Origin of the sequence: Haemophilus parainfluenzae, assembly GCF_003252725.1 — a bacterium.
Lineage (GTDB): Bacteria > Pseudomonadota > Gammaproteobacteria > Enterobacterales > Pasteurellaceae > Haemophilus_D > Haemophilus_D parainfluenzae_L.
The window spans coordinates 64,300-86,697 of the sequence record NZ_QEPO01000001.1 but is presented as its reverse complement, the minus strand read 5'-3'; the positions used below and the strand labels follow the sequence as shown (position 1 = coordinate 86,697).

At 39.4% G+C, this 22,398-nt stretch carries 24 protein-coding genes and 3 tRNA genes; 16 read left to right on the top strand and 11 right to left on the bottom strand.

The features are described 5' to 3' along the window. Positions 1–174 precede the first annotated feature (174 nt). Positions 175–1,005: a 5-deoxy-glucuronate isomerase gene (gene iolB / locus DPV85_RS00510; RefSeq protein WP_054419135.1), complete on the top strand. Its 831-nt coding sequence runs from the start codon at positions 175–177 to the stop codon at positions 1,003–1,005. 102 nt (positions 1,006–1,107) lie between these two features. Here the strand turns inward: iolB and rplI are convergent, their stop codons facing one another. The 5 genes from rplI to infA form a co-directional block, all read right to left on the bottom strand. Then, complete coding sequence (rplI, locus tag DPV85_RS00505) at positions 1,108–1,557, bottom strand: 50S ribosomal protein L9 (RefSeq protein ID WP_049368816.1); 450 nt, start codon at positions 1,555–1,557, stop codon at positions 1,108–1,110. Positions 1,558–1,571: 14 nt separating this feature from the next. After that, positions 1,572–1,802 carry a 30S ribosomal protein S18 gene (gene rpsR, locus DPV85_RS00500; RefSeq protein ID WP_005696867.1) on the bottom strand — a complete coding sequence of 77 codons (231 nt, stop codon included), beginning with the start codon at positions 1,800–1,802 and terminating at the stop codon, positions 1,572–1,574. Between the two features lie 11 nt (positions 1,803–1,813). Continuing rightward, positions 1,814–2,140: a primosomal replication protein N gene (gene priB / locus DPV85_RS00495; protein WP_005627623.1), complete on the bottom strand. Its 327-nt coding sequence runs from the start codon at positions 2,138–2,140 to the stop codon at positions 1,814–1,816. Then, positions 2,127–2,504, bottom strand: coding sequence for a 30S ribosomal protein S6 (rpsF, locus tag DPV85_RS00490; RefSeq protein ID WP_005627620.1), 378 nt, complete (start codon positions 2,502–2,504; stop codon positions 2,127–2,129). Before rpsF ends, priB begins: the two co-directional genes overlap by 14 nt. A 190-nt stretch (positions 2,505–2,694) precedes the next feature. Continuing rightward, a complete protein-coding gene (gene infA / locus DPV85_RS00485; RefSeq protein WP_005627617.1) occupies positions 2,695–2,913 on the bottom strand; it encodes a translation initiation factor IF-1 in 219 nt (72 codons plus the stop codon). A gap of 303 nt (positions 2,914–3,216) precedes the next feature. Here infA and DPV85_RS10035 point away from each other — a divergent pair, with 303 nt between their 5' ends. The 6 genes from DPV85_RS10035 to DPV85_RS00455 all read left to right on the top strand — a co-directional run bounded on the left by DPV85_RS10035 (position 3,217) and on the right by DPV85_RS00455 (position 8,310). Beyond that, the gene (locus tag DPV85_RS10035) at positions 3,217–3,381 is read left to right on the top strand and encodes a glycosyltransferase family 25 protein (RefSeq protein ID WP_332107980.1); all 165 of its coding nucleotides are present in this window, start codon (positions 3,217–3,219) and stop codon (positions 3,379–3,381) included. Positions 3,382–3,463: 82 nt separating this feature from the next. Continuing rightward, positions 3,464–4,495, top strand: coding sequence for a glycosyltransferase family 9 protein (locus tag DPV85_RS00475; RefSeq protein ID WP_049356214.1), 1,032 nt, complete (start codon positions 3,464–3,466; stop codon positions 4,493–4,495). A 41-nt stretch (positions 4,496–4,536) separates the two neighbouring features. Next, a complete protein-coding gene (rsmA, locus tag DPV85_RS00470) occupies positions 4,537–5,397 on the top strand; it encodes a 16S rRNA (adenine(1518)-N(6)/adenine(1519)-N(6))-dimethyltransferase RsmA (RefSeq protein ID WP_111326384.1) in 861 nt (286 codons plus the stop codon). A 17-nt stretch (positions 5,398–5,414) separates the two neighbouring features. Further along, a complete protein-coding gene (gene apaH / locus DPV85_RS00465; RefSeq protein WP_111326382.1) occupies positions 5,415–6,242 on the top strand; it encodes a bis(5'-nucleosyl)-tetraphosphatase (symmetrical) ApaH in 828 nt (275 codons plus the stop codon). A 9-nt stretch (positions 6,243–6,251) separates the two neighbouring features. Further along, positions 6,252–6,875, top strand: coding sequence for a glucose-6-phosphate 1-dehydrogenase family protein (locus DPV85_RS00460; RefSeq protein ID WP_111326381.1), 624 nt, complete (start codon positions 6,252–6,254; stop codon positions 6,873–6,875). 100 nt (positions 6,876–6,975) lie between these two features. Then, a complete protein-coding gene (locus tag DPV85_RS00455; RefSeq protein ID WP_049365317.1) occupies positions 6,976–8,310 on the top strand; it encodes an NAD(P)/FAD-dependent oxidoreductase in 1,335 nt (444 codons plus the stop codon). A gap of 41 nt (positions 8,311–8,351) precedes the next feature. Here the strand turns inward: DPV85_RS00455 and folD are convergent, their stop codons facing one another. Beyond that, complete coding sequence (folD, locus tag DPV85_RS00450) at positions 8,352–9,209, bottom strand: bifunctional methylenetetrahydrofolate dehydrogenase/methenyltetrahydrofolate cyclohydrolase FolD (RefSeq protein WP_070775979.1); 858 nt, start codon at positions 9,207–9,209, stop codon at positions 8,352–8,354. A gap of 179 nt (positions 9,210–9,388) precedes the next feature. Here folD and DPV85_RS00445 point away from each other — a divergent pair. Both DPV85_RS00445 and DPV85_RS00440 read left to right on the top strand, forming a co-directional pair. Continuing rightward, positions 9,389–9,465: transfer RNA gene (locus DPV85_RS00445), tRNA-Pro, on the top strand. A 52-nt stretch (positions 9,466–9,517) separates the two neighbouring features. Then, positions 9,518–9,594: transfer RNA gene (locus tag DPV85_RS00440), tRNA-Arg, on the top strand. Between the two features lie 156 nt (positions 9,595–9,750). On the opposite strand, the gene DPV85_RS00435 is transcribed toward DPV85_RS00440, so the two are convergent. Then, positions 9,751–9,840: transfer RNA gene (locus DPV85_RS00435), tRNA-Ser, on the bottom strand. 125 nt (positions 9,841–9,965) lie between these two features. Here DPV85_RS00435 and dauA point away from each other — a divergent pair. The 6 genes from dauA to DPV85_RS00405 all read left to right on the top strand — a co-directional run bounded on the left by dauA (position 9,966) and on the right by DPV85_RS00405 (position 15,948). Continuing rightward, a complete protein-coding gene (gene dauA, locus DPV85_RS00430; protein WP_111326379.1) occupies positions 9,966–11,708 on the top strand; it encodes a C4-dicarboxylic acid transporter DauA in 1,743 nt (580 codons plus the stop codon). Between the two features lie 62 nt (positions 11,709–11,770). Beyond that, complete coding sequence (gene rph, locus DPV85_RS00425; protein ID WP_049365314.1) at positions 11,771–12,487, top strand: ribonuclease PH; 717 nt, start codon at positions 11,771–11,773, stop codon at positions 12,485–12,487. A gap of 9 nt (positions 12,488–12,496) precedes the next feature. Continuing rightward, positions 12,497–13,138, top strand: a complete 642-nt coding sequence (gene pyrE / locus DPV85_RS00420) for an orotate phosphoribosyltransferase (RefSeq protein WP_111326378.1) — start codon at positions 12,497–12,499, stop codon at positions 13,136–13,138. Between the two features lie 106 nt (positions 13,139–13,244). After that, positions 13,245–14,111, top strand: coding sequence for a co-chaperone DjlA (gene djlA, locus DPV85_RS00415; protein WP_111326376.1), 867 nt, complete (start codon positions 13,245–13,247; stop codon positions 14,109–14,111). Then, positions 14,111–15,043, top strand: a complete 933-nt coding sequence (dusC, locus tag DPV85_RS00410) for a tRNA dihydrouridine(16) synthase DusC (RefSeq protein ID WP_111326375.1) — start codon at positions 14,111–14,113, stop codon at positions 15,041–15,043. Before djlA ends, dusC begins: the two co-directional genes overlap by 1 nt. A 152-nt stretch (positions 15,044–15,195) precedes the next feature. Further along, complete coding sequence (locus DPV85_RS00405) at positions 15,196–15,948, top strand: carbonic anhydrase (protein ID WP_111326373.1); 753 nt, start codon at positions 15,196–15,198, stop codon at positions 15,946–15,948. A gap of 52 nt (positions 15,949–16,000) precedes the next feature. On the opposite strand, the gene dapF is transcribed toward DPV85_RS00405, so the two are convergent. Together dapF and lexA are read right to left on the bottom strand one after the other, a co-directional pair. Further along, positions 16,001–16,825, bottom strand: a complete 825-nt coding sequence (gene dapF / locus DPV85_RS00400; protein ID WP_014064761.1) for a diaminopimelate epimerase — start codon at positions 16,823–16,825, stop codon at positions 16,001–16,003. A gap of 121 nt (positions 16,826–16,946) precedes the next feature. Continuing rightward, positions 16,947–17,573, bottom strand: coding sequence for a transcriptional repressor LexA (gene lexA, locus DPV85_RS00395; RefSeq protein WP_005698192.1), 627 nt, complete (start codon positions 17,571–17,573; stop codon positions 16,947–16,949). A 218-nt stretch (positions 17,574–17,791) separates the two neighbouring features. On the opposite strand from lexA, the gene plsB reads away from it, so the two are divergent. Further along, positions 17,792–20,245: a glycerol-3-phosphate 1-O-acyltransferase PlsB gene (plsB, locus tag DPV85_RS00390; protein WP_111326372.1), complete on the top strand. Its 2,454-nt coding sequence runs from the start codon at positions 17,792–17,794 to the stop codon at positions 20,243–20,245. 64 nt (positions 20,246–20,309) lie between these two features. Here the strand turns inward: plsB and DPV85_RS00385 are convergent, their stop codons facing one another. Further along, complete coding sequence (locus DPV85_RS00385; protein ID WP_111326370.1) at positions 20,310–21,695, bottom strand: DASS family sodium-coupled anion symporter; 1,386 nt, start codon at positions 21,693–21,695, stop codon at positions 20,310–20,312. Positions 21,696–21,858: 163 nt separating this feature from the next. Next, positions 21,859–22,359 carry a ribonuclease E activity regulator RraA gene (gene rraA, locus DPV85_RS00380; RefSeq protein WP_111326369.1) on the bottom strand — a complete coding sequence of 167 codons (501 nt, stop codon included), beginning with the start codon at positions 22,357–22,359 and terminating at the stop codon, positions 21,859–21,861. Positions 22,360–22,398 lie beyond the last annotated feature (39 nt).

Below are 22,398 nucleotides of genomic sequence, written 5' to 3'. Positions count from 1 at the left end.
TAAATCTAGTATAGAGTAGGCAAATAAATTGAACTTTTCAATCCACTTTATGAAATATTGGATACTTTATTTCATTTATGTGATCTATGTCTGATTTTTTAGAAATCTCGCTAGATTAATTTAATGAACGGAGTATCATCTAAAGAAGTTGTTCGGCTATTTTAGGAGCATGAAATGAGTTATTTACTATCCAAATCACGAAAAGATCATCCTGAAAAGAATGGTGAAGTACAAAAAATCACCCCAAAAACAGCGAATTGGGAGTACGTTGGTTTTGAAATGTACCATCTACAAGAAGAGCAAGAACTAACTTTTGATACTGAAAATACTGAAACCTGTTTTGTTCTCGTTGCTGGTAAGGCTACTATTGTTACATCCCAAGCCACTTTCGAGCATATTGGTAATCGCGCCTCTCCATTTGAGCGCATTCCACCTTATTCAGTCTATGTTCCACACCAACAAAAAGTACAAATCAAAGCTGAAAGTTATTTAGAATTGGCTGTTTGTAGAGCACCAAGTCAAGGTAGTTTACCAATTCGCTTAATTAAGCCAGAGGATGTTGGTGTAGAAAAACGTGGATATGGAAATAATAAGCGCTTAGTACATAATATTCTCCCTGAGACTGAAACCGCAGATGCCTTATTGGTTGTTGAAGTATTTACAGATGAAGGTAATACGAGTTCTTTCCCTAGCCATAAACACGACGATAAAAACTCTCCGACTGAAACCTATTTGGAAGAAACCTACTATCATCGTTTCTCACCATCACAAGGTTTTGCATTACAACGAGTTTATACTGATGATCGTTCGCTAGATGAATGTATGGCGGTGTATGATGGGGATGTTGTTCAAGTACCAAAAGGATACCATCCGGTCGCAACTATTGCAGGTTATGACAATTATTATCTAAATGTTATGGCTGGTCCTGTAAGAAAATGGCGGTTTACTTGGGAACAAGATCATTCTTGGATTAATAGTGAAAAATATGCAGATAAATTTAAATAATTTGAGATACTATTTTTGAGTAAGAAAAAATATTTTTCTAAATCTGTATAAACAAAAAACCCGACATAACGTCGGGTTTTCTTTTATCAAAAACTTTGATAATTATTCTGCAACAACGATAACATCTAATGTTGCAAATACTTCGCCGTGAAGTTGGAAACGAACATCGTGATCACCAAGAGTACGGATTGGACCGTTTGGTAAACGAACTTCGCTTTTCGCGATTTCAACGCCTGCTGCAGTTACTGCTTCTGCTACATCACGAGTAGTGATTGCGCCGAATAAACGACCTTCCTCACCAGCTTTAGATGCGATAGTTACAGAACCTAATGCAGTCACTTGTGCTGCACGAGCTTGAGCTGCTGCTAAACTTGCTGCTGCCGCTGCTTCTAACTCTGCACGACGAGTTTCAAAGTGTTCAATGTTAGCTTTAGTTGCCATAACTGCTTTACCTTGAGGGATTAAGAAGTTACGAGCGAAACCAGATTTAACATTAACTTGATCACCTACGTTACCTAGGTGAACGATTTTATCTAAAAGAATTACTTGCATTTCCTAACTCCTTCTTAATTGTGATGAGAATCAGAGTAAGGTAATAACGCTAAATAACGAGCGCGTTTGATTGCGCGTGCTAATTGGCGTTGGTACTTCGCACGAGTACCGGTAATGCGGCTTGGTACAATTTTGCCGCTTTCAGAAATGTAGTTCTTTAATGTAGCGATATCTTTGTAATCGATTTCAACAACATTTTCCGCTGTGAAACGGCAGAACTTACGACGACGGAAATAACGTGCCATTTGGCTGTCTCCTAATCTATAAATTCGATTTGCTCGGCATGCAATACTAACTGCGTTAAACCATTTGAGGTTTTATGTGAAGTTATAAACCCCACCACAAGAAGTTTACTGCCGACCGTAATGCTTTGAGTTTTTTCTATTAACTGATTGCCACTGACTTGAACTGGCATCTTTAACCACGCTTGGCGTGATAAACCACTTTCGACTTGTTCGGAACGATGTTCCAGCCAAAACTGGCAATGCGCAATCCCGTTAGGGCTTTTGCTTCGTTTAGGTAATTGACACACTGTGCCGATTAACGAGAAGCGATTATCAAGTTTTGAATTACTCTTCAGCATCCTCAAAATCGTTGTTTTCAACTTCAGCTAAAGGTTTACGTTCTTCTTTAGCCGCTTTCATTGGGGACGCTTCGGTTACGGCGTGCTTAGTATGGATAACAAGACTGCGTAATACAGCATCGTTATAACGGAAAGTCGTTTCTAGCTCGTCGATGACTTGTTGAGGCGCTTCTACATTCATAAGCACATAGTGTGCTTTGTGTAATTTGTTAATTGGGTACGCTAATTGACGACGACCCCAATCTTCTAGGCGATGAACTTGACCACCAGCTTCTTTAACAGAACCTGTGTAACGTTCGATCATACCTGGTACTTGCTCGCTTTGGTCCGGATGAACCATAAACACGATTTCGTAGTGACGCATTACTGCTCCTTACGGGTTAATCAGCCTTTGACGTAGATTAGCCACCAATCTGCAAAGGCAAGGAACGAAAAAATGAACGTGGCTAAGGGCGCTGATTATACAGATTTTTTTTCAGACTTCAAATAATTTGTACGCTTTTCAAACAAAAAAAGCCGATATCAACATATCGGCTTTTCTTTTCATTTCTAAATTAACGGCTACGGAAAATGATACGACCTTTGCTTAAGTCATAAGGTGTCATTTCTACAGTTACTTTATCGCCCGTTAAGATACGAATATAGTTTTTACGCATTTTGCCAGAAATATGTGCAGTCACCACGTGACCATTTTCTAACTCAACGCGGAACATGGTATTTGGTAAGGTTTCCAAAATTGTGCCTTGCATTTCAATGCAATCTTCTTTTGCCATTTTATCCTCTAAAATAATGATTTTTTGACCGCACTTTTTGCGGCTATAAATGAAAAACGGGCGAATTATAGCCGTTTTTAATGTTAGACGAAAGATTAAAATGGTATTTTGTTGAAATCCCCATTATTTTTTCAATAATTCGATTATAATGTTCCACTAAAGTCAATTAGGTAAAGAATTTAATTTAGCATACGAGACCAATAAGATATAGCCTTATGCAGTATCACCTTTCCCAAAGTGGCCCCCTATCTAAAAGGCTAAAGCAAACTTTACTATGATGTTCCTCAATCTGTATGTAAAACAATGACTTCAACCCAAGGGTTATTTATGGCTATACCTAAAATATTTGTAATTAGTTTAAAAAATTCAACAAGAAGAGAAAATATTGCTAAACGCCTTTCTGGTTTAAGGTTAGACTTTACTTTTTTTATTCAACAGATGGAAAGAAATTGCCTGCTTCCGTATTAGGATACCTCGATTATAATTTCTCCCCTAAATACTATTTATCATCTAAGTCATTAAAGTTTATGGACATATGATGGGAAACAATATGAATAAGCTAAAAGCCCTAAGGTTAAAAATCGGGAAATTGATACTTGATAAATCGTCAAGATCCCCCTTCCAAAAAAGTTTAGAACATCCTAAGAGTTTCTTATTTTTGCGACAAGATGGGAAAATTGGCGACTATATCGTTAGTTCTTTTGTTTTTCGGGAGATAAAGAAATTTAACCCCTTGATAAAGATTGGTGTCATCTGCACGAAACAGAACGCTTATCTGTTCCAAAAAAATCATAATATTGATGAGATTTATCTTGTAAAGAAAAGAAGCATTCTCGACTACATTAAGACAGCACTGCTTATTAGAAAAGAAAGATACGATGTTGTCATTGATCCAACCATTGTACTTAGAAACCGAGACTTGTTGCTATTGAGAATACTCAATGCGCGTAATTATATAGGCTATAGAAAAGCGGATTATAATATTTTTAATATAAATATTACTAAAGACGGTCATTTTTCAGAGATTTATAAAGAGGCTTTAGCCCAGTCAAATATCAGTCTAAGTGATGAAAGCTATGATATTCCGCAAGATGGCTCAACTAAAGAAGAAATTCTTCAGTTTATTACTGATAACAAGTTAAATAATTACATTACAATTAACTTCTATGGCGCGGGGAAAAATAGAAAATTTAACGATGCCCATATTGTAGATTACTTAGCATATATTAGAAATCATCGTAAATGCCCATTGGTCTTACTCTCAACACCAGATACTCATGAGCATTTAAGTAGAATCGCTAATCAATTTGACGATGTGTTTGTTTATCCAAATTCTCGCACAACGATCTACCATACAATTGAGTTGATTAGAAACTGTACTCTACTTATTTCGGTTGATACATCAACTATTCATATTGCTTCGGGTTTAAATAAACCTATAATTTGTTTTTACTCGCAAGACAAAGAAAATTTTACGCATTGGCATCCCAATTCTAAAAATGTATGCCATATTATTCATTACCGTGATAATGTTAATGCTCTCTCTCCGAGAGAAATAAAACCAGAGTGGCTAGATATTTAAAGATACCAACCACAAACTGTATCATTTATTAGATTATTTTTATGAATTCAAAAAAACACTTAGGTCATACCGCCCGTAAACGCTTTGGACAAAACTTTTTACATGATACTTCTGTGATTCAAGGTATCGTGGCGGCAATTTACCCACAACCCAATCAATTCTTAGTAGAAATTGGTCCAGGACTCGGTGCATTAACAGAGCCTGTTGGAGAGCTTGTCGATCATCTTACTGTAGTAGAACTTGACCGAGATTTAGCTGAACGTCTACGTCATCATCCATTTTTACATCAAAAGCTCACCGTTATTGAAACGGATGCCATGCAATTTGATTTTGGTGAACTTTATACAAAAGAACATTTAGCAGAAAAAGGTCAGAAATTACGTGTATTTGGTAACTTGCCTTACAACATTTCTACCCCATTGATGTTCCACTTGTTTAAGTATCACGATGTGATTCAAGATATGCACTTCATGCTGCAAAAAGAAGTAGTCAAACGGTTATGCGCAGGGCCAAATAGTAAAGCTTACGGTCGTTTAACCATTATGGCGCAATATTTCTGCCAAGTGATGCCTGTGCTTGAAGTGCCACCTTCCGCATTTAAACCAGCACCGAAAGTAGATTCAGCTGTTGTGCGTTTAATTCCGCATAAAGAATTACCTCACCCTGTAAAAGATCTATATTGGTTGAACCGTGTTTGCTCCCAAGCGTTTAATCAACGTCGTAAAACATTGCGTAATGCGCTTTCAACACTATTTTCACCTGAAAATCTGACCGCACTTGGTATTGATTTAAATGCACGAGCAGAAAATTTAGCTATCGCAGATTATGCACGCCTAGCCAACTGGTTGGCAGATAATCCACCAGTAGATGTCAATAAAGATGAAATCTTAGATTCAGAATAGTAAAAGAGCGGTCAAAAATGGCAACCTATTTCGTCGGTGATTTACAAGGCTGTTATGATGAATTACAGCTTTTATTAGAACGAGTAAACTTCAATCCTGTGCAAGATAAACTTTATCTTGTGGGGGATCTTGTGGCGCGTGGCGATAAATCACTTGAATGTCTTCGTTTTGTAAAATCACTTGGAAGTGCGGCACAGACTGTCCTTGGTAATCACGATCTGCATCTAATTGCAACCGCACTGGGTATTAAAAAAGTGAAGCCTCGTGATCGTGTCGATGCTATTTTTAATGCGCCCGATTTTGATGAACTTATTGACTGGTTACGCCATCAACCCTTACTTGTGCATAATGAAAAATTAAACTTCCTGATGGCACATGCAGGCATTTCGCCAGATTGGGATTTGGAAACCGCGAAATCTTGTGCAGCTGAAGTGGAACACATTTTACAGCATGGTGATTTTTATTATCTCATTGAAAATATGTATTCAGAACAACCCAATCGTTGGTCGCCAGATTTGCAGGGCTTAGCACGTCATCGTTACATTATTAATGCGTTCACTCGAATGCGTTTTTGCTATTCAGATCATCGCTTTGATTTTGCCTGTAAATCCTCTTTGAAAGATGCGCCGGCGGAGCTTATACCTTGGTTTAATTTGGATAATCCTCTTTATAAACAGATCCCGATTGTATTTGGGCACTGGGCAAGTTTAGTCGATGAGAATCTCCCTCAAGGTATTTATGCCTTAGATACAGGTTGTGTGTGGAATAATCGAATGACTATGTTGCGTTGGGAAGATAAACAGCTCTTCACACAAAGTGCGGTCAAAAATTACTGTGATTTTTAAGGAAACACTATGCTCTCACTTAATGCTGAATCTTGCGAACTGTTCAATATTCCGTTCTACCAATTCGCCCAGATGAAGAAATTTTGTCCGGAAGATATTCCGGCAATTAAAGCTGATTACAAATTACATTGGGATAACTGGAAAGCGATTATTCAAGAAGTGGCAAAGCAACTTGGCATGCCTTTTGCGAAACCGCATATTGAAAGTTGGACCAATGGCTGGCAGGTTCGCGCGCATTTCTTCGCTTATTTTAAATACGAGTTTAACCAAAATTCTGCAGCTATTTTTTCTGTGCTATTAAATCGTCGCCGACTAAGAGTATGTTTAGATTGGCATTGCTATCGTGCAAATCGCTCACAAATTAATGTGCAACAATATAATCAGTGGCTTGACCAATTTGACTTCAAACAATTTGCCGATTTTGATATTTGGCGAGAAGATGAAAGCGAATATGGTGACTTTCGCCAAGTGAAACAAATTGCTGAAAAAGATCTCTTTTTACGATCAGAGGAAGATTTTTGGTGCATTGGTAAAAGCATTGAAAAAGCTGAACTTCATCAAATTGATCCCGTTTCATTTATCACAAAAACCATTCAACAGTTACAACCGCTTTACGATCGCTGCCATCAATAAAGTGCGGTCATTTCCATTAAATTTTTTCGTCTTGTTTATTTGTTATGCTATCATTACATTAGTTTAACATTTTTAACAATTTTGCTTTTAGGAGTACTTTATGAAAAACGTCGTTATCGTTGGCGGTGGCGCCGGCGGCATAGAGTTAGCGACATTTTTAGGTGACAAATTAGGTCGTAAAAAACAGGCTAAAGTGACGCTTGTGGATCGCAATGCGACCCACTTATGGAAACCCTTATTACATGAAATTGCTACAGGTGTGATGGATGATGGTACAGATTCTCTGAGCTATCGTGCACACGGGAAAAACCACCATTTCAGCTTTGAGCAAGGCTCAATCACGCGTATTAATCGTGAGCAAAAATATGTTGAACTTGCCCCAGTTTATGGGCAAGAAGGCGATATGCTCGTGGTTGCGCGCCGTATTCCTTATGATTACTTAGTGATTGCGATCGGCAGTAAATCGAATGATTTCAATACAAAAGGCGTTGCCGATAACTGTATTTTCTTGGATAGCTCAGATCAAGCACTTCGCTTCCAACAAAGAATGTTGGAACTATTCCTTAAATTCTCTGAAAACCGCGCATTAGATGATATTGGTGAAGAAGAATTTAAACAGAAATTAGTGGATGAAAGTAAAGTCAATATTGCGATTGTTGGCGGCGGTGCAACTGGTGTGGAATTAACTGCTGAGCTTTATCATGCGACTGAAGACTTGTCTTCTTACGGTTACGGTAAAATTGATAATTCTTGCTTGCAAGTCACCTTAGTTGAAGCAGGTCCTCGCTTATTACCGGCTCTACCTGAAAATTTATCTGCAGCGGTATTAGATGAATTGCAAGAAATGGGGGCAAATGTGAAATTAAATACCATGATCACGGAAGCCCAACCAAATACACTTATCACCAAAGATGGCGAAGAAATCAAAGCTGACCTTATTGTTTGGGCGGCGGGTGTTCGCACTTCAACGGTGACACAGCAATTCGATGGATTAGAGCTTAACCGTATCAATCAATTAGTGGTAAAAGATACCCTTCAAACTACGGTGGATGACAGTATTTTTGCCATTGGTGACTGTGCGGCATTAATGCAACCAAACGGTAAATTAGTTCCGCCAAGAGCGCAAGCGGCACACCAAATGGCAAAAGCTTGTGCAAAAAATATCTTTGCACTTTTTGAGCAAAAACCATTAAAAGCCTTCAAGTACAACGATAAGGGAACCTTGGTTTCTCTTTCAAGCTTTACCGCATTGGGTAGCATTTCAAATAAATTTGGGAAAAACCCACTGACTGTTCAAGGTAAATTTGCACAGTTTGCGTACGTGTCTTTATATCGTATGCATCAACATGCTTTGCATGGATGTATTAAGATTGGCTTGATTATTTTAGTAGATAAACTTAACCACTATTTAAAACCAAGATTGAAATTACATTAAGACAAAAAGTGCGGTCAAATTTAGCCGCACTTTTTTATTTCTTAAACCAGTTGATTGTTACGCTCATAGGCATAAAGTGTATTAAACATCAGCATGGCAACTGTCATTGGTCCTACTCCACCCGGTACTGGCGTAATATAAGCCGCTTTTTGTATCGCCACATCATATTCCACATCGCCCACTAATTTGCCATTGATACGGTTAATCCCCACATCAATGACTGTTGCCCCTTCTTTAATCCAATCGCCCGGAATAAAACGAGGTTTACCCACAGCTACCACTAAAACATCCGCCTGACGAATATGATGTTCTAAATCTTTGGTAAAACGGTGCGTTACCGTGACAGTAGCGCCTGCCAATAATAATTCAAGCGACATTGGACGCCCTACAATATTTGATGCACCAACGATCACGGCATGCTTACCGTGTAAATCAATACCTGTAGTTTCTAATAATTTCATCACACCATAAGGGGTGCAAGCGCGTAAAGTTGGAATACGCTGACATAAGCGTCCCACATTATAAGGATGGAAACCATCCACATCTTTTTCAGGGCTAATACGCTCAATCACTGATGTGCTATTAATTTGTTTAGGCAATGGAAGTTGCACGAGAATACCATCAATGGTTTCATCGGCATTCAATTGATCTATCAGTTGTAGTAATTCTGCCTCCGACGTTGTTTCAGGTAAATCATAGGATTTTGAAACCATCCCGATTTCCTCACAGCTTTTTCGTTTACTGCCTACATAAACTTGAGAAGCGGGATCTGCCCCCACCAAAATTACCGCAAGTCCTGGCGCACGTTTACCTTGAGCACGATAATGTTCAATTTTATTGGCAACATCCGATTTGATTTTTTTTGATAGTTCAGTACCTGAAATAATTTGAGCAGTCATGCGTTTTTTCCTCAAGATGGCATTAAGTAAACGTTTGCTATTTTAACTGACTACGCCTTATTTTACAAAGACAACAAAAGAGCGGTTAAAAAAACTGGAATAATTTTGAGCAGTTGAAAGAGGAATCTAAAAAATTAATTGACTGAAAAGAAAAGCTCACTATAATTGTGCTCAATCGTCGGCGAGTAGCGCAGCTTGGTAGCGCAACTGGTTTGGGACCAGTGGGTCGTAGGTTCAAATCCTATCTCGCCGACCACTTCTTTTATATTTCCCTCGAAATTCCATACAAAAGATGTAACCCTTGAAATGCGCCCTTAGCTCAGCTGGATAGAGCAACGCCCTTCTAAGGCGTGGGTCAAAGGTTCGAATCCTTTAGGGCGTGCCATAACTCATCTCAATCTATTATTGTTTTTCTATTTACTTTTTCAGCGAAAGTAATAGCTCTACGCATATTTTATACAAAGAAAAATAACGTCAATTCTAGATTTCAAAATGATTAGTTTAAAAGATGATTTTAAATTCAGAAAAGAAAATATTTGAATGGCGGTGAGAGGGGGATTCGAACCCCCGATGCACTTTCGCACATACACGCTTTCCAGGCGTGCTCCTTCAACCACTCGGACATCTCACCGTTTTGAAGTGCGTGAAATATAAAGATTTATCTAAGATTAGTCAAGTTTTTTGAGCTAGAACATAAAAAATCCTATTCCTTTTAGCTAAAATATAAACTTATCTCTTTTCTATCGTCGTATTTTTATGCAAATCAAATCACTCTTTTCTAAAAATGTGTTTCTGGCTGTAAAACCATTTAGCGCATTGAAAGAATCTTTCCGTGAAGGTTACGGAAAACAAAAATTGATTAAAGATATTATTGCGGGGCTCACTGTTGGAGTCATTGCGATTCCCCTCTCCATGGCCTTAGCGATCGCCAGCGGTGTTCCACCACAACATGGTCTTTATACGGCTATCGTAGCGGGTATTGTGATTGCATTAACTGGTGGATCGCGTTTTAATATTTCTGGACCAACCGCGGCATTTGTCGTGATTTTATATCCCGTCACCCAACAATTTGGACTCAGTGGTTTGCTTATGGCGACGCTGCTCTCGGGGATTATTTTAGTCATCATGGCGCTGTCTCGATTAGGACGACTAATTGAGTATATACCTCTCCCCGTTACACTTGGCTTTACCTGCGGGATTGGCATTACTATCGGTACATTGCAAATCAAAGATTTCTTAGGTTTAGATATTACCCAAATGCCACCTCACTATATTGAAAAAGTACAGGCTATTTTGACCGCACTTCCAACGATTAGCTGGGCTGATACCGCTGTTGGTGTGGTCACCTTATTTGTTCTCACACAATGGCACAAACTTCGTTTACCTGTGCCTGGTCATTTACCTGCTGTGATTATTGGTACACTGATGGCATTAGCCTTAGGACAATTTGGTTTCTCGGTTGAAACTATTGGTACGGCATTCCACTACACCTTAGCGGATGGCACAACGGGAAATGGCATTCCTAATGTCTTGCCTGAATTTGCCTTACCTTGGAATATTCCAAACTCACAAGGTGAAGTCATCAATTGGAATTTTGATCGCATACAGACGCTCTTACCTGCAGCCTTTTCAATGGCAGTATTAGGTGCGATTGAGTCACTACTTTGTGCGGTCATTTTAGATAACATGACGGATACTAAACATCGCTCCAATAATGAACTACTCGCTCAAGGCTTAGGGAATATTGTTTCACCATTCTTAGGTGGGATTACCGCAACAGCAGCCATTGCGCGCTCAGCAGCTAATGTGAAATCGGGTGCGGTATCACCAATATCTAGTGTTATTCATGCACTCTTAGTCTTATTCTCACTGTTATTCTTTGCGAATGCCCTGTCTTACTTGCCACTTTCCTCCATGGCTGCTCTATTGTTGATAGTCGCATGGCATATGGCAAATGTGCCTGAAATTATTCGTTTGGCGCGTCGTTCCACACAAAATGAAATTGCGGTGTTGTTCACTTGCTTAATTCTCACCGTGTTATTCGATATGGTGATTGCCATCTCAGTTGGCGTATTATTGGCGAGCCTCTTATTTATCCGCACCATTGCAGAAATGACAAAAGCTATTGAGCAACCTGCACCAGAAGATCTGAATGATGTGTTAGCTTATCGTATCAGTGGCCCATTGTTCTTTGCGGCGGCAGATAAACTCTTTGCGGATTTGCACGATAAAACCGTACATACGGATCACGAAATCAAACATATCGTATTGCAATGCGATGCTGTGACCGTACTCGATACTGGGGGCATTCATGCACTCACTCACTTTGTACAACATATGTTGCCACATCAACAAATCTACTTGTGCAATATGCAGTTCCAACCACTGAGAATGTTAGTGAAATCAAACTCTGTTCCTGAATTGCAAAAAATTAACTACGGCTCAGATTTACAAGATGTCTTTAATAAAATTCGTGAGTTTGAACAAGCAAATCCATAAAACAGTGAAAAGCGTGCTAAAATAGGCACGCTTTTTTATCAATAAAAATAAAGGAATTCAGAATGCGTCCAAATAATCGTGAAAATCATCAATCTCGTCCAATCAAAATCACCCGTAATTACACGAAACATGCTGAAGGCTCAGTATTAGTTGAATTTGGTGATACCAAAGTATTATGTACGGCGAGTGTTGATGAAAGCGTACCGCGTTTCTTAAAAGGACAAAATCAAGGTTGGGTGACAGCAGAATATGGCATGTTGCCACGCTCTACACACAGCCGTATGCAACGTGAGGCCGCAAAGGGCAAACAAGGTGGACGTACCATGGAAATTCAACGCTTAATCGCACGTTCATTGCGTGCCATGGTTGACTTAGAAGCCCTTGGCGAACGTTCTATTACCTTAGACTGCGATGTGATTCAAGCGGATGGCGGTACAAGAACAGCTTCTATCACTGGTGCAGCAGTGGCTTTATGTGATGCTATCAATGGTTTAATCGCTAACGGCACATTAAAAACCAATCCAATCAAAGGTCTGGTTGCTGCAATTTCGGTTGGAATTGTTGAAGGTGAAGCCGTGTGTGATTTGGAATATGTGGAAGATTCAGCCGCTGAAACAGACATGAACGTTGTGATGATGGAAGATGGCCGCATGATCGAAGTGCAAGGTACTGCAGAAGGTGAACCATTCAGCCACGAAGAATTACTCACCTTATTGGGCTTAGCAAAACAAGGCTGCGAACAAATCTTCGCTGCACAACGTGAAGCATTAGGTTTATAGGAACAAAAAATGGAAAGCTACAAAATCGAATTTATTAAATTCGCGCTGAGCCGCCAAGTGCTCAAATTTGGTGAATTTACCCTAAAATCAGGTCGAAAAAGTCCTTATTTTTTCAATGCCGGATTGTTTAGTACTGGCGCAGATCTTGCTCGCTTAGGTGAATACTACGCGAAAGCAATTCAATCAAGTGCGGTCGATTTTGATGTCATTTTTGGACCTGCCTATAAAGGTATTCCGATTGCGACGAGCGTTTCCATTGCACTATTCAATCAATTTAATCGTGATACACCTGTTTGCTTTAATCGCAAAGAAGCGAAAGATCACGGTGAAGGCGGTAATTTGATCGGTAGCCCATTAGCCGGCAATGTGTTGTTAGTCGATGATGTCATTACAGCTGGCACAGCCATTCGTGAATCCATGGCGCTTCTTGAAGTCAATCACGCCAAATTAGCCGCCGTATTTATTGCATTAAATCGTCAGGAAAAAGGCAAAGGCGAACTTTCCGCTATTCAAGAAGTGGAACGTGACTATCAGTGCAAAGTGCTTTCTATTATTGATTTGGATGATTTAATGCAATTCATTGAAAAAGAACCCGATTATCAGCAATATTTACCTGCGATGCGGGCTTATCGTGAAAGTTATGGTGTGTAATTCATCACTTGAAAAATAAGAATAAAGCCATATTAATGTAAGGGCAGACATTTGCGTTTGCCCATTATTGTCAAAAGACCTTTTGACCGCACTTTAGGGGAAGAGAATGTATTTTTTTGGAAAGATTATCGGCGTTTTTCTCGGTTTTAAATGGGGAGGCTTTTTAGGCGCCATCGCTGGACTTATTTTAGGCTCTATCGCAGATAAAAAACTCTATGAGCTTGGTTCGGTTAACTCTAGCTTTTTTAAGAAAAAAACGACCCGACAAGCGCTCTTTATGCAAACTACTTTTGCGGTACTTGGACATTTAAGTAAATCCAAAGGTCGTGTAACAGAAGAAGATATTCAACTGGCGAATCAGTTGATGAATCAGATGCAATTAGATGAGAGTCATCGCAAACTTGCTCAAGAGGCATTTAGTCGAGGTAAAGCAGCAGATTTTCCACTACGTCAGGTGATTCGCGAATTTCGCATTGGATGTGGACAACGAGCTGATTTACTGAGAATGTTCTTGCACGTACAAGTGCAAGCCGCATTTGCTGATTCTCAATTACATGACTCAGAAAAAGAAGTGCTTTATGTGGTGGCTGAAGAGCTTGGTCTTTCCCGTATGCAGTTTGAGCAAATGCTGGCAATGGAAATTGCGGCTCGTCAATTTACCCAGAGTGGATTCTATCGCCAATACCAACAGGGCGGTTATCAACAGCAAGGTAGCTACCAATACCAACAACAAGGTGGTTACCAGCAATCTTCAGGCCCAACATTAAGCGATGCTTATAAAGTATTGGGCGTGAGTGAAAGTGATGATCGCAATGCCGTAAAACGTGCATATCGTCGTTTAATGAATGAACATCACCCAGATAAATTAGTCGCTAAAGGCTTACCGCCAGAAATGATGGAAATGGCTAAAGAAAAAGCGCAGCAAATCCAAGCCGCTTACGATTTAATTTGTAAAGTGAAAGGCTGGAAATAGTGCGTGTTATCCTCGCCCCCATGCAAGGGGTGCTCGATCCTTTTGTTCGCCAACTTCTAACTGAAGTGAATGAATACGATCTCTGCATCACCGAATTTGTCCGCGTGGTGGATCAACTCTTACCCGAAAAAGTCTTTTATCGTCTTTGCCCTGAACTCAAAAATCAGGGTTTTACACCTTCTGGAACACCTGTCCGTGTCCAACTTTTAGGTCAACATCCGAACTGTCTTGCTGAAAATGCCCATCGTGCCATTGAGCTTGGATCACATGGTATTGATTTAAATTGTGGCTGTCCATCCAAAACCGTTAATGGCAGTAACGGAGGTGCAGCACTTCTCAAGCAACCTGAACTAATTTATCAAGCGACTCTAGCCTTACGAAAAACCGTACCTAGTCATTTACCTGTCAGTGTGAAAGTGCGATTAGGTTGGGATTGTACTTCACAAGCTTTTGAAATTGCCGATGCAGTACAACAAGGTGGCGCCACTGAAATCACTATTCACGGCAGAACCAAATCCGATGGATATCGTGCCGATCGCATCAATTGGGAAAAAATCGGTGAAGTGAGATCTCGCTTAACAATCCCAGTAATTGCTAATGGTGAAATTTGGTGTTGGGAAGATGGTCAAGCATGTTTAAAAGCGACCGGGTGTGAAGATCTAATGGTCGGGCGTGGTGCATTAAATATTCCTAACTTAAGCCTTGTACTCAAACAAAATTGCGAAAAAATGCCTTGGCTGGATATTCAAAAAATCTTGCAAAAATATGCGAAAATGGAAAATTTCCATGATTCTGGTTTTTATCATGTCGCCCGAATCAAACAATGGCTACGCTATCTCAATAAAGAATATCCTGAAGCGGACATCGTTTTTGAACGAATTAAAACCAGCAAAACTGCAAAAGATCTGAGAGAACGACTCTGTCATAGCTAAAAAAGTGCGGTCGAAATAGACGGCTTTTTTAGCATTCCCTCACTCGTACGACGAGTTAAACACTCAAACAAAACTTGACCAAAATCAAAAAGTTATCATACAGAACCAGTAGAATCGATGAGGCATATACCACAAAAAAGGAGAGGTGCCTTATGAAGACTCGTCTATTGCTTTCTAGCTTACTTATCGCATTAAGCGCAACATCATTTGCCCAAACGCATAAAGAGCATTGGTCTTATAATGGGAAAGAAAGCCCTGAACATTGGGGTGATTTGCTCACCGAGTATCAAACCTGTAAGCTAGGGAAGGTTCAGTCACCTGTTAATCTCGAAGCTGATAACGGCATGAAAGTAGCAAATAAACCACTTAAAATGAATTACTTCCCTGCGGAGTATCAAGTGGAAAACAATGGACATACCGTGCAAGTCAGTGTTGCACAAGAAAATGCCCCATTTATTACGCTCAACAATAAACCATTTTATTTAAAACAATTTCACTTTCACACACCAAGTGAACATACCTTTAAACGCCAACATTATCCTTTAGAAATTCATTTTGTCCATCAAAGTGAAGATAAAGCGTTAGCGGTTGTTGCCGTAATGGTGAATGAAGGTGAAGCTAATCCAGCATTAGCGCCAGTCGTTGAGAAAAAACTCACCGTTGGACAAAAAGAAAAATTGGCTCAACCACTTGATATTCAAGCACTAATGCCAAAAGAGATGGCACGCTTCCGCTTAAATGGATCGCTCACTACTCCACCTTGTAGTGAAAACGTGGCTTGGACCATTTTTAAAGCCCCAATTCAAGCAAGCAAAGCACAAATTGCCGCGATAGAAGAGATGGAAGGGAAAAACAACCGCCCAACGCAACCATTAAATCAGCGTGATGTGGAAGTTGAACAATAAGTAAAAAATGCGTGGATCGTATCCACGCATTTTTTATTCAGATTAGAAGAGATTAAAGGTGAATATTACCATCATAGATATGAGTCGCATCACCCGTCATATAAAGCGGCGAACCTACGCCTTCCCACTCAATAAGCAAGCTACCACCAGGTAGATCAACCTGCACTTTGTTATCAAGTAAACCTTGCATAATTCCAACAGCCGCTGCAGCACAAGCACCACTGCCACACGCTTGCGTTTCACCTGCACCACGTTCATATACACGCAATTTAATGTGGTTACGATTGACGACTTGCATAAATCCAGCGTTTACCCTTTCCGGAAAACGTTCGTGATTTTCTAATAATGGACCTAACTCTGCTACATTGGCCGTTTCAATATCATCCACTTGAACAACACAATGTGGATTGCCCATTGATACCGCACCACAAAGCACTGTTTGAACATCGGTACGCAGAATATAATTTTTTTCAAATTTATTTGCAGTAAAAGGAATTTTATTAGGTTCCCAAATCGGCTCGCCCATATTGACGCGAATTTGCCCATCTTCTTTTACCGTTAAAACCATTTTTCCTTTTTGCGTGCTTACTGCAATATCCTTTTTATTAGTCAGCCCTTTTAAGGTGACAAAACGCGCAAAACATCTTGCCCCATTTCCACATTGCGACACTTCACTGCCATCGGCATTAAAAATACGATAATGGAAATCTAAATCTGGATCATAAGGTGGCTCAACAATTAAAAGCTGATCAAAACCAATTCCACGATGACGATCGGCTAAGCGTTTAATGGTTTCAGGGGTAAAATAGGCATTTTGTGTCACAGCATCAACAACAACAAAGTCATTGCCAAGGCCATGCATTTTGGAAAACTGCATGTTTCCTTCCTTGATTTGAAAATTTTTTGGCATTATAGAGAGCAATAAGCCGAATGGCAAATAGCCAGAATAGACAAAGTGCGGTCAAAAAACACTTTATTTTCTCACCGCACTTTCATCATTACATCCAAGCGTTATTACGAATGATCCCTACTGCAATCCCTTCAATTTCAAAATGAGGCTGTTCTTCAAGATTAACGACAATCGGCTGAAACTCTTCATTTTCTGCATGCAGATAAATAACAGAACCTTTTCGTTCTAAGCGTTTTACTGTCACTTCATCTTCAATTCGTGCGACAACAATCTGTCCATTTCGCACATCTTTTGTGCTATGTACAGCAAGAAGATCGCCGTCTAAAATACCGATATCTTTCATGGATTGGCCATATACTTTTAATAAGAAATCAGCTTGAGGCTTAAACATATTAGCATCAACACGATAGGTACCTTCAATGTGTTGCTCCGCTAAAATAGGTTCCCCTGCTGCCACGCGACCAATGAGCGGTAAGCCTTCTTCTTCCTCATCATTTGCACTGTCATCAATAATGCGAATACCGCGAGAAGCCCCCGCAACAATTTCAATTGCACCTTTACGAGCAAGTGCTTTTAAGTGTTCTTCCGCCGCATTAGGTGATTTAAAGCCTAATTCACGAGAAATTTCTGCACGAGTTGGCGGCATGCCCGTGGTTTCTAAATGGCGTTTTAAGAGTTCCAGCACTTCTTGTTGTCTGGCAGTTAATGGTCTCATATACACTCCTGTTACTTTATACAGAATAACTGTTAGTATATACAGAAAGATGACGATTGCAACAACTATTTTCTAGCGATAAAAGTGCGGTCAATTTTTTTCATATTTTTGACTGCTCATCATAAATCGCAAATGTAAATTTTTAGAATTTGACTGGTCGAATGTGTTAAAATGCCTGACAATACCTAGAAATGTCTAACAAAAAGAGAATATTAATTATGTCTGGCATCGTAAGTACTTATCGTAAATTATTAGAATTACCGCTTTCGGTTTTAGTAAAAAATAATCCTATTCCCGCTCAACCCATCGAAGAGCTTCAACTCAATATCAATCAACCTATTCTTTATGTTTTACCTTATACCTCTCAAACTGACTTCGTGATTTTCCGTCGTAACTGTTTGAGTGTAGGTTTGCCTGATCCAGCTGAAAAGAATGTGATTGATGGCGTAGCATTACCACGTTATGTCTATTTAGATGAAGGTCGTCGCTTTTTTAAATCAAAAGGCGCAAAAGATGAAACCGCTAAAGTCTTCAATAAATACTTAGAACTGCACCGTGATGCAGCCGATTTAGATGTACAACTCATTCCTGTTTCTGTGCTTTGGGGGCGTTCACCAGGTAAAGAAGATAAAGCAAGCTTGCCCAATCTTCGCTTATTAAACGGTATTCAAAAAACCTTTGCGGCAATTTGGTTTGGACGTGATACTTTTGTGCGTTTTTCTCAAGCGCTTTCTTTGCGTTACATGGTAAATGAGCACGGTTCTGATGAAAAAATTGCGCAAAAACTGGCTCGAGTGGCAAAAATGCACTTCGCTAAACAACGCATTTCCGCGACAGGACCTCGTTTGCCAAACCGCGAAGCGATGTTTAATAAACTCTTAAATTCCCAAGCGATTCAAAATGCGATTGAAGATGAGGCAAAATCAAAAAATATCAGCCGCGAGAAGGCCTACGCTGAAGCCGAAAAAATTCTTCATGAAATTGCAGCAAATGTAAGTCATTCAAGCCTTCGTGCAGCGGATCGCTTCTTACGATGGTTATGGAACAAACTGTATTCAGGGATTGATGTACAAAATGCGGACCGAGTACGTAAATTAGCATTAGAAGGACATGAGATTGTTTATGTGCCTTGTCACCGTAGTCACATTGACTATTTATTACTTTCTTATGTGCTCTATCACCAAGGTCTTGTACCGCCACACATTGCAGCAGGGATCAACTTAAACTTCTGGCCAGCGGGTCCTTTATTCCGTAGCTGGGGGGCATTCTTTATTCGCCGTACATTTAAAGGTAACCGCCTTTACTCTGCAATTTTCCGTGAGTATTTAGGGGAATTATTCCACCGCGGTTATTCCGTCGAATACTTTATTGAAGGTGGTCGTTCTCGTACAGGTCGCTTGCTTGCACCGAAAACCGGTATGATGTCAATGACACTACAAGCGCTTCAACATAACCAAACGCGTCCAATTTCTGTGGTGCCAGTATATATCGGTTATGAACACGTATTAGAAGTAGATACTTATGCGAAAGAATTACGTGGTGCCGCCAAAGAAAAAGAAAATGCTGGCTTGGTTTTACGTGTGATTAAGAAATTACGTAATTTAGGTCAAGGTTTTGTGAATTTCGGTGAGCCAATCACACTTTCCAATTACCTCAATCATCATTATCCAGAATGGAAAGAACAACATCATGAGGATAAACCACACTGGTTTAACCATGCGGTGGGATCTGTTTCTAATCAAGTAATGGTGAATATTAATAAAGCTGCAGCCGTCAATGCGATGAATTTAGTGGGGACCGCTCTACTCTCTTCTCGTCAACGTGCACTTTCTCATGAGCAACTATTAGAACAACTCTCTAGTTATCAAGAAATGTTAAAAAATGTACCGTATTCTACTGATGTGGTACTGCCAACTGATACACCAAAAGCGATGCTTGACCATGTATTAAGCTTAGATCGTGTGGGTGTGTTAGTTGAAAAAGATAACTTTGGGGAAATTATTCGTTTAGAACGTAATTCTGCTGTTCTCATGACGTATTACCGCAACAATATTCAACACTTATTTGTGTTACCTTCTCTTGTTGCGAGCATCGTTTTACATTATGAAGCAATCCAAAAAGATTTATTATTGGATGCGGTACGTAAAATTTATCCATTCTTAAAAGGCGAACTCTTCCTTCATTTCAATGAAGAAGAATTAGATACACAAATTAAAGCCATTATTGATGAATTTGCGCGTCAAGAAGTTATCCAAGCCAATGATAATTTCTTATCTATCCACCGCGCTAAAGTTCGTATTTTACAACTTTGGTCTGCGGGTATGCGTGAAATCTTACAACGCTACTACATTACAGTAAGCATTTTACGTAGAGATCCTGAAATTGCCCGTGGTTTACTAGAAAAAGAAAGCCAATTGGTGGCACAGCGTCTTTCAGTATTACATGGTATTAATGCGCCAGAATTCTTTGATAAAGCGGTATTCTCTGCCTTCATTGCTAACTTAAAAGAAGAAGGTTACTTCGATGATGACAAAGAAAAATTACACGAGCTAGCAACAATCTTAGAGCATTTGATTTCTAGTGAGATTTGCTTAACGATCAACGGTGCTGCAGATAAAGCAGATGAAGTTGAGATTGAAGTAGAAGAAGATAAATCAAGTAAAGATGAATAATCTTTATTTGAAATAACAAAAGGGCGTGTTGGATATCTTCAACACGCCCTTTTCTTTTATACGATTAATTCAACCAGAAATAATATCCAATTGTCGCGATAACAAATATACACACAATATTTAAGATAAATCCAGCTTTGATCATATCACTTTGACGAACTTCACCTGTACCAAACACAATTGCATTTGGCGGTGTTGCTACCGGTAACATAAATGCACAAGATGCACCTAAACCGATAATTAACGCAAGACCAATTTCCGGCATACCGAGAGATTGCGCGATAGAAATAAAGATTGGTACTAATAACGCCGCACTTGCCGTATTGGAAGTAAACTCAGTTAAGAAAATAATGAAGGTTGCGACCAATAAACCAATGAGGTAGTAATGTTGTCCTTGAACCAAGAATACAATACCGTCAGCTAACACTTTGCTTGCGCCCGAATCTTTTAACACTGCACTCAAGGTTAAACCACCCCCGAAAAGCATCAATACGCCCCAGTCAGTGCTTTCTTGGATTTGTTTCCAATTTGCTACACCGGTTGAACAAATAATGACAGCCGCAAGTAATGCGACGACGCTATCAAAACTACCGATATTTTTAGCAAGACCAAATACACCTGAAATGATTGGATTAATATAACTACTAAATACCCAACAAAGTGCAATAACACCAAAAATGACAAGCGTTAAAATGCGTTGGCCATTCATTTCAATACGTTCAAAGTTTTGTTCAAAATGTAAATTAAGTTTTGGTTTAAAGACAATGAAAAGTGTACCAATCATCAACGGCATCAAAATGAGCATAATTGGTAAGCCATACCATAACCAATCAGAGAAGGTTAAATGTAAGTTACTTGCAACGATAGCATTTGGTGGGCTACCCACTAATGTACCCATACCACCAATACTCGCACTATATGCAATCCCTAATAATACGAAGACATAAGTATTATGTTCTTTTTCTTTATCAAGTTTGCTTAAGATACCCATCGCTAAAGGCAACATCATGGCTGCTGTTGCTGTGTTACTCATCCACATAGAAAGGAAAGCCGTAATGGAGAAAAGATACATCACAGCGACAAATAAATTTCCACGAGCCATTGCCATGATTTTATTGGCAATCATTTTATCGAGTTTTTGTATATGTAAAGCTGTCGCTAAAGCAAAGCCACCAAAGAATAAGAAAATGGTTGGATCAGCAAACGCGACTAAAGCTTGCTTGGTTGTCACCAAATCAAGGGCAATCGCAAGTAATGGCACCAACAGAGCGGTCACTGTGACATGCAATGCCTCAGTTAACCAAAGAATCGCCACAAAGGCTAATAATGCTAAACCAGCATTTTCCTTAGGCGCGAAAGGTAAAGATTTTAATAAAATAAAAAAACAGGCTATCGCCAGCAGAAAGATAATCCCACTTTTATAATTTTTAGTTGTGTTTGTTTCGTTCATGAGTCCCTCCAAACTGATTACAGATGAACTATTTGCGATGTTAAATGAATGTTACAAACTTTCAACCAACAAATGTTTAAAATGTGATCTTGTTCAAAAAAAATTTAACAAAAAAAGTGCGGTTATTTCTAACCGCACTTTAAAAAGGTCAATAATTTCAAAATTATTCTTCTTCGAAATCTTCTAAATCTAATGCTTCTTGTGAAAGAATAATACCTGTTAAATCGGCATAAATGTAATCTTCAGGGAAAAACGTCACGCCTCCAAAATTCACTGGAAGATCACTTTCACCATGATTATTTTCATCTGCGCCAACTGGAATTGGTGCAAGCGCATGGATACCAATATCAATATTTTCAAGTTGTTGAATTTGACGCACTGCACCATAAACGATAATGCCCGCCCAGTCATTATCTGCGGCAAGTTGTGCAAGCTCAGCATCAATTAAAGCACGACGTACTGCACCACCGCCATCTACGACAAGCACTCTGCCATTACCATTTTCTTCGAGAATTTCAGCAATTAATCCATTATTTTCAAAACATTTTACTGTCGTCACTTTGCCGTAGAAATTGCTGATGCCACCAAAACTAGAAAAAATTGGCTCAACCACATCCACTTGATCAGCATAAATATCACAAAGTTCTGAAGTATCGATATACATAATGTACCCCTTGTCGTTAAAATTTTTTCTCTAGTATAA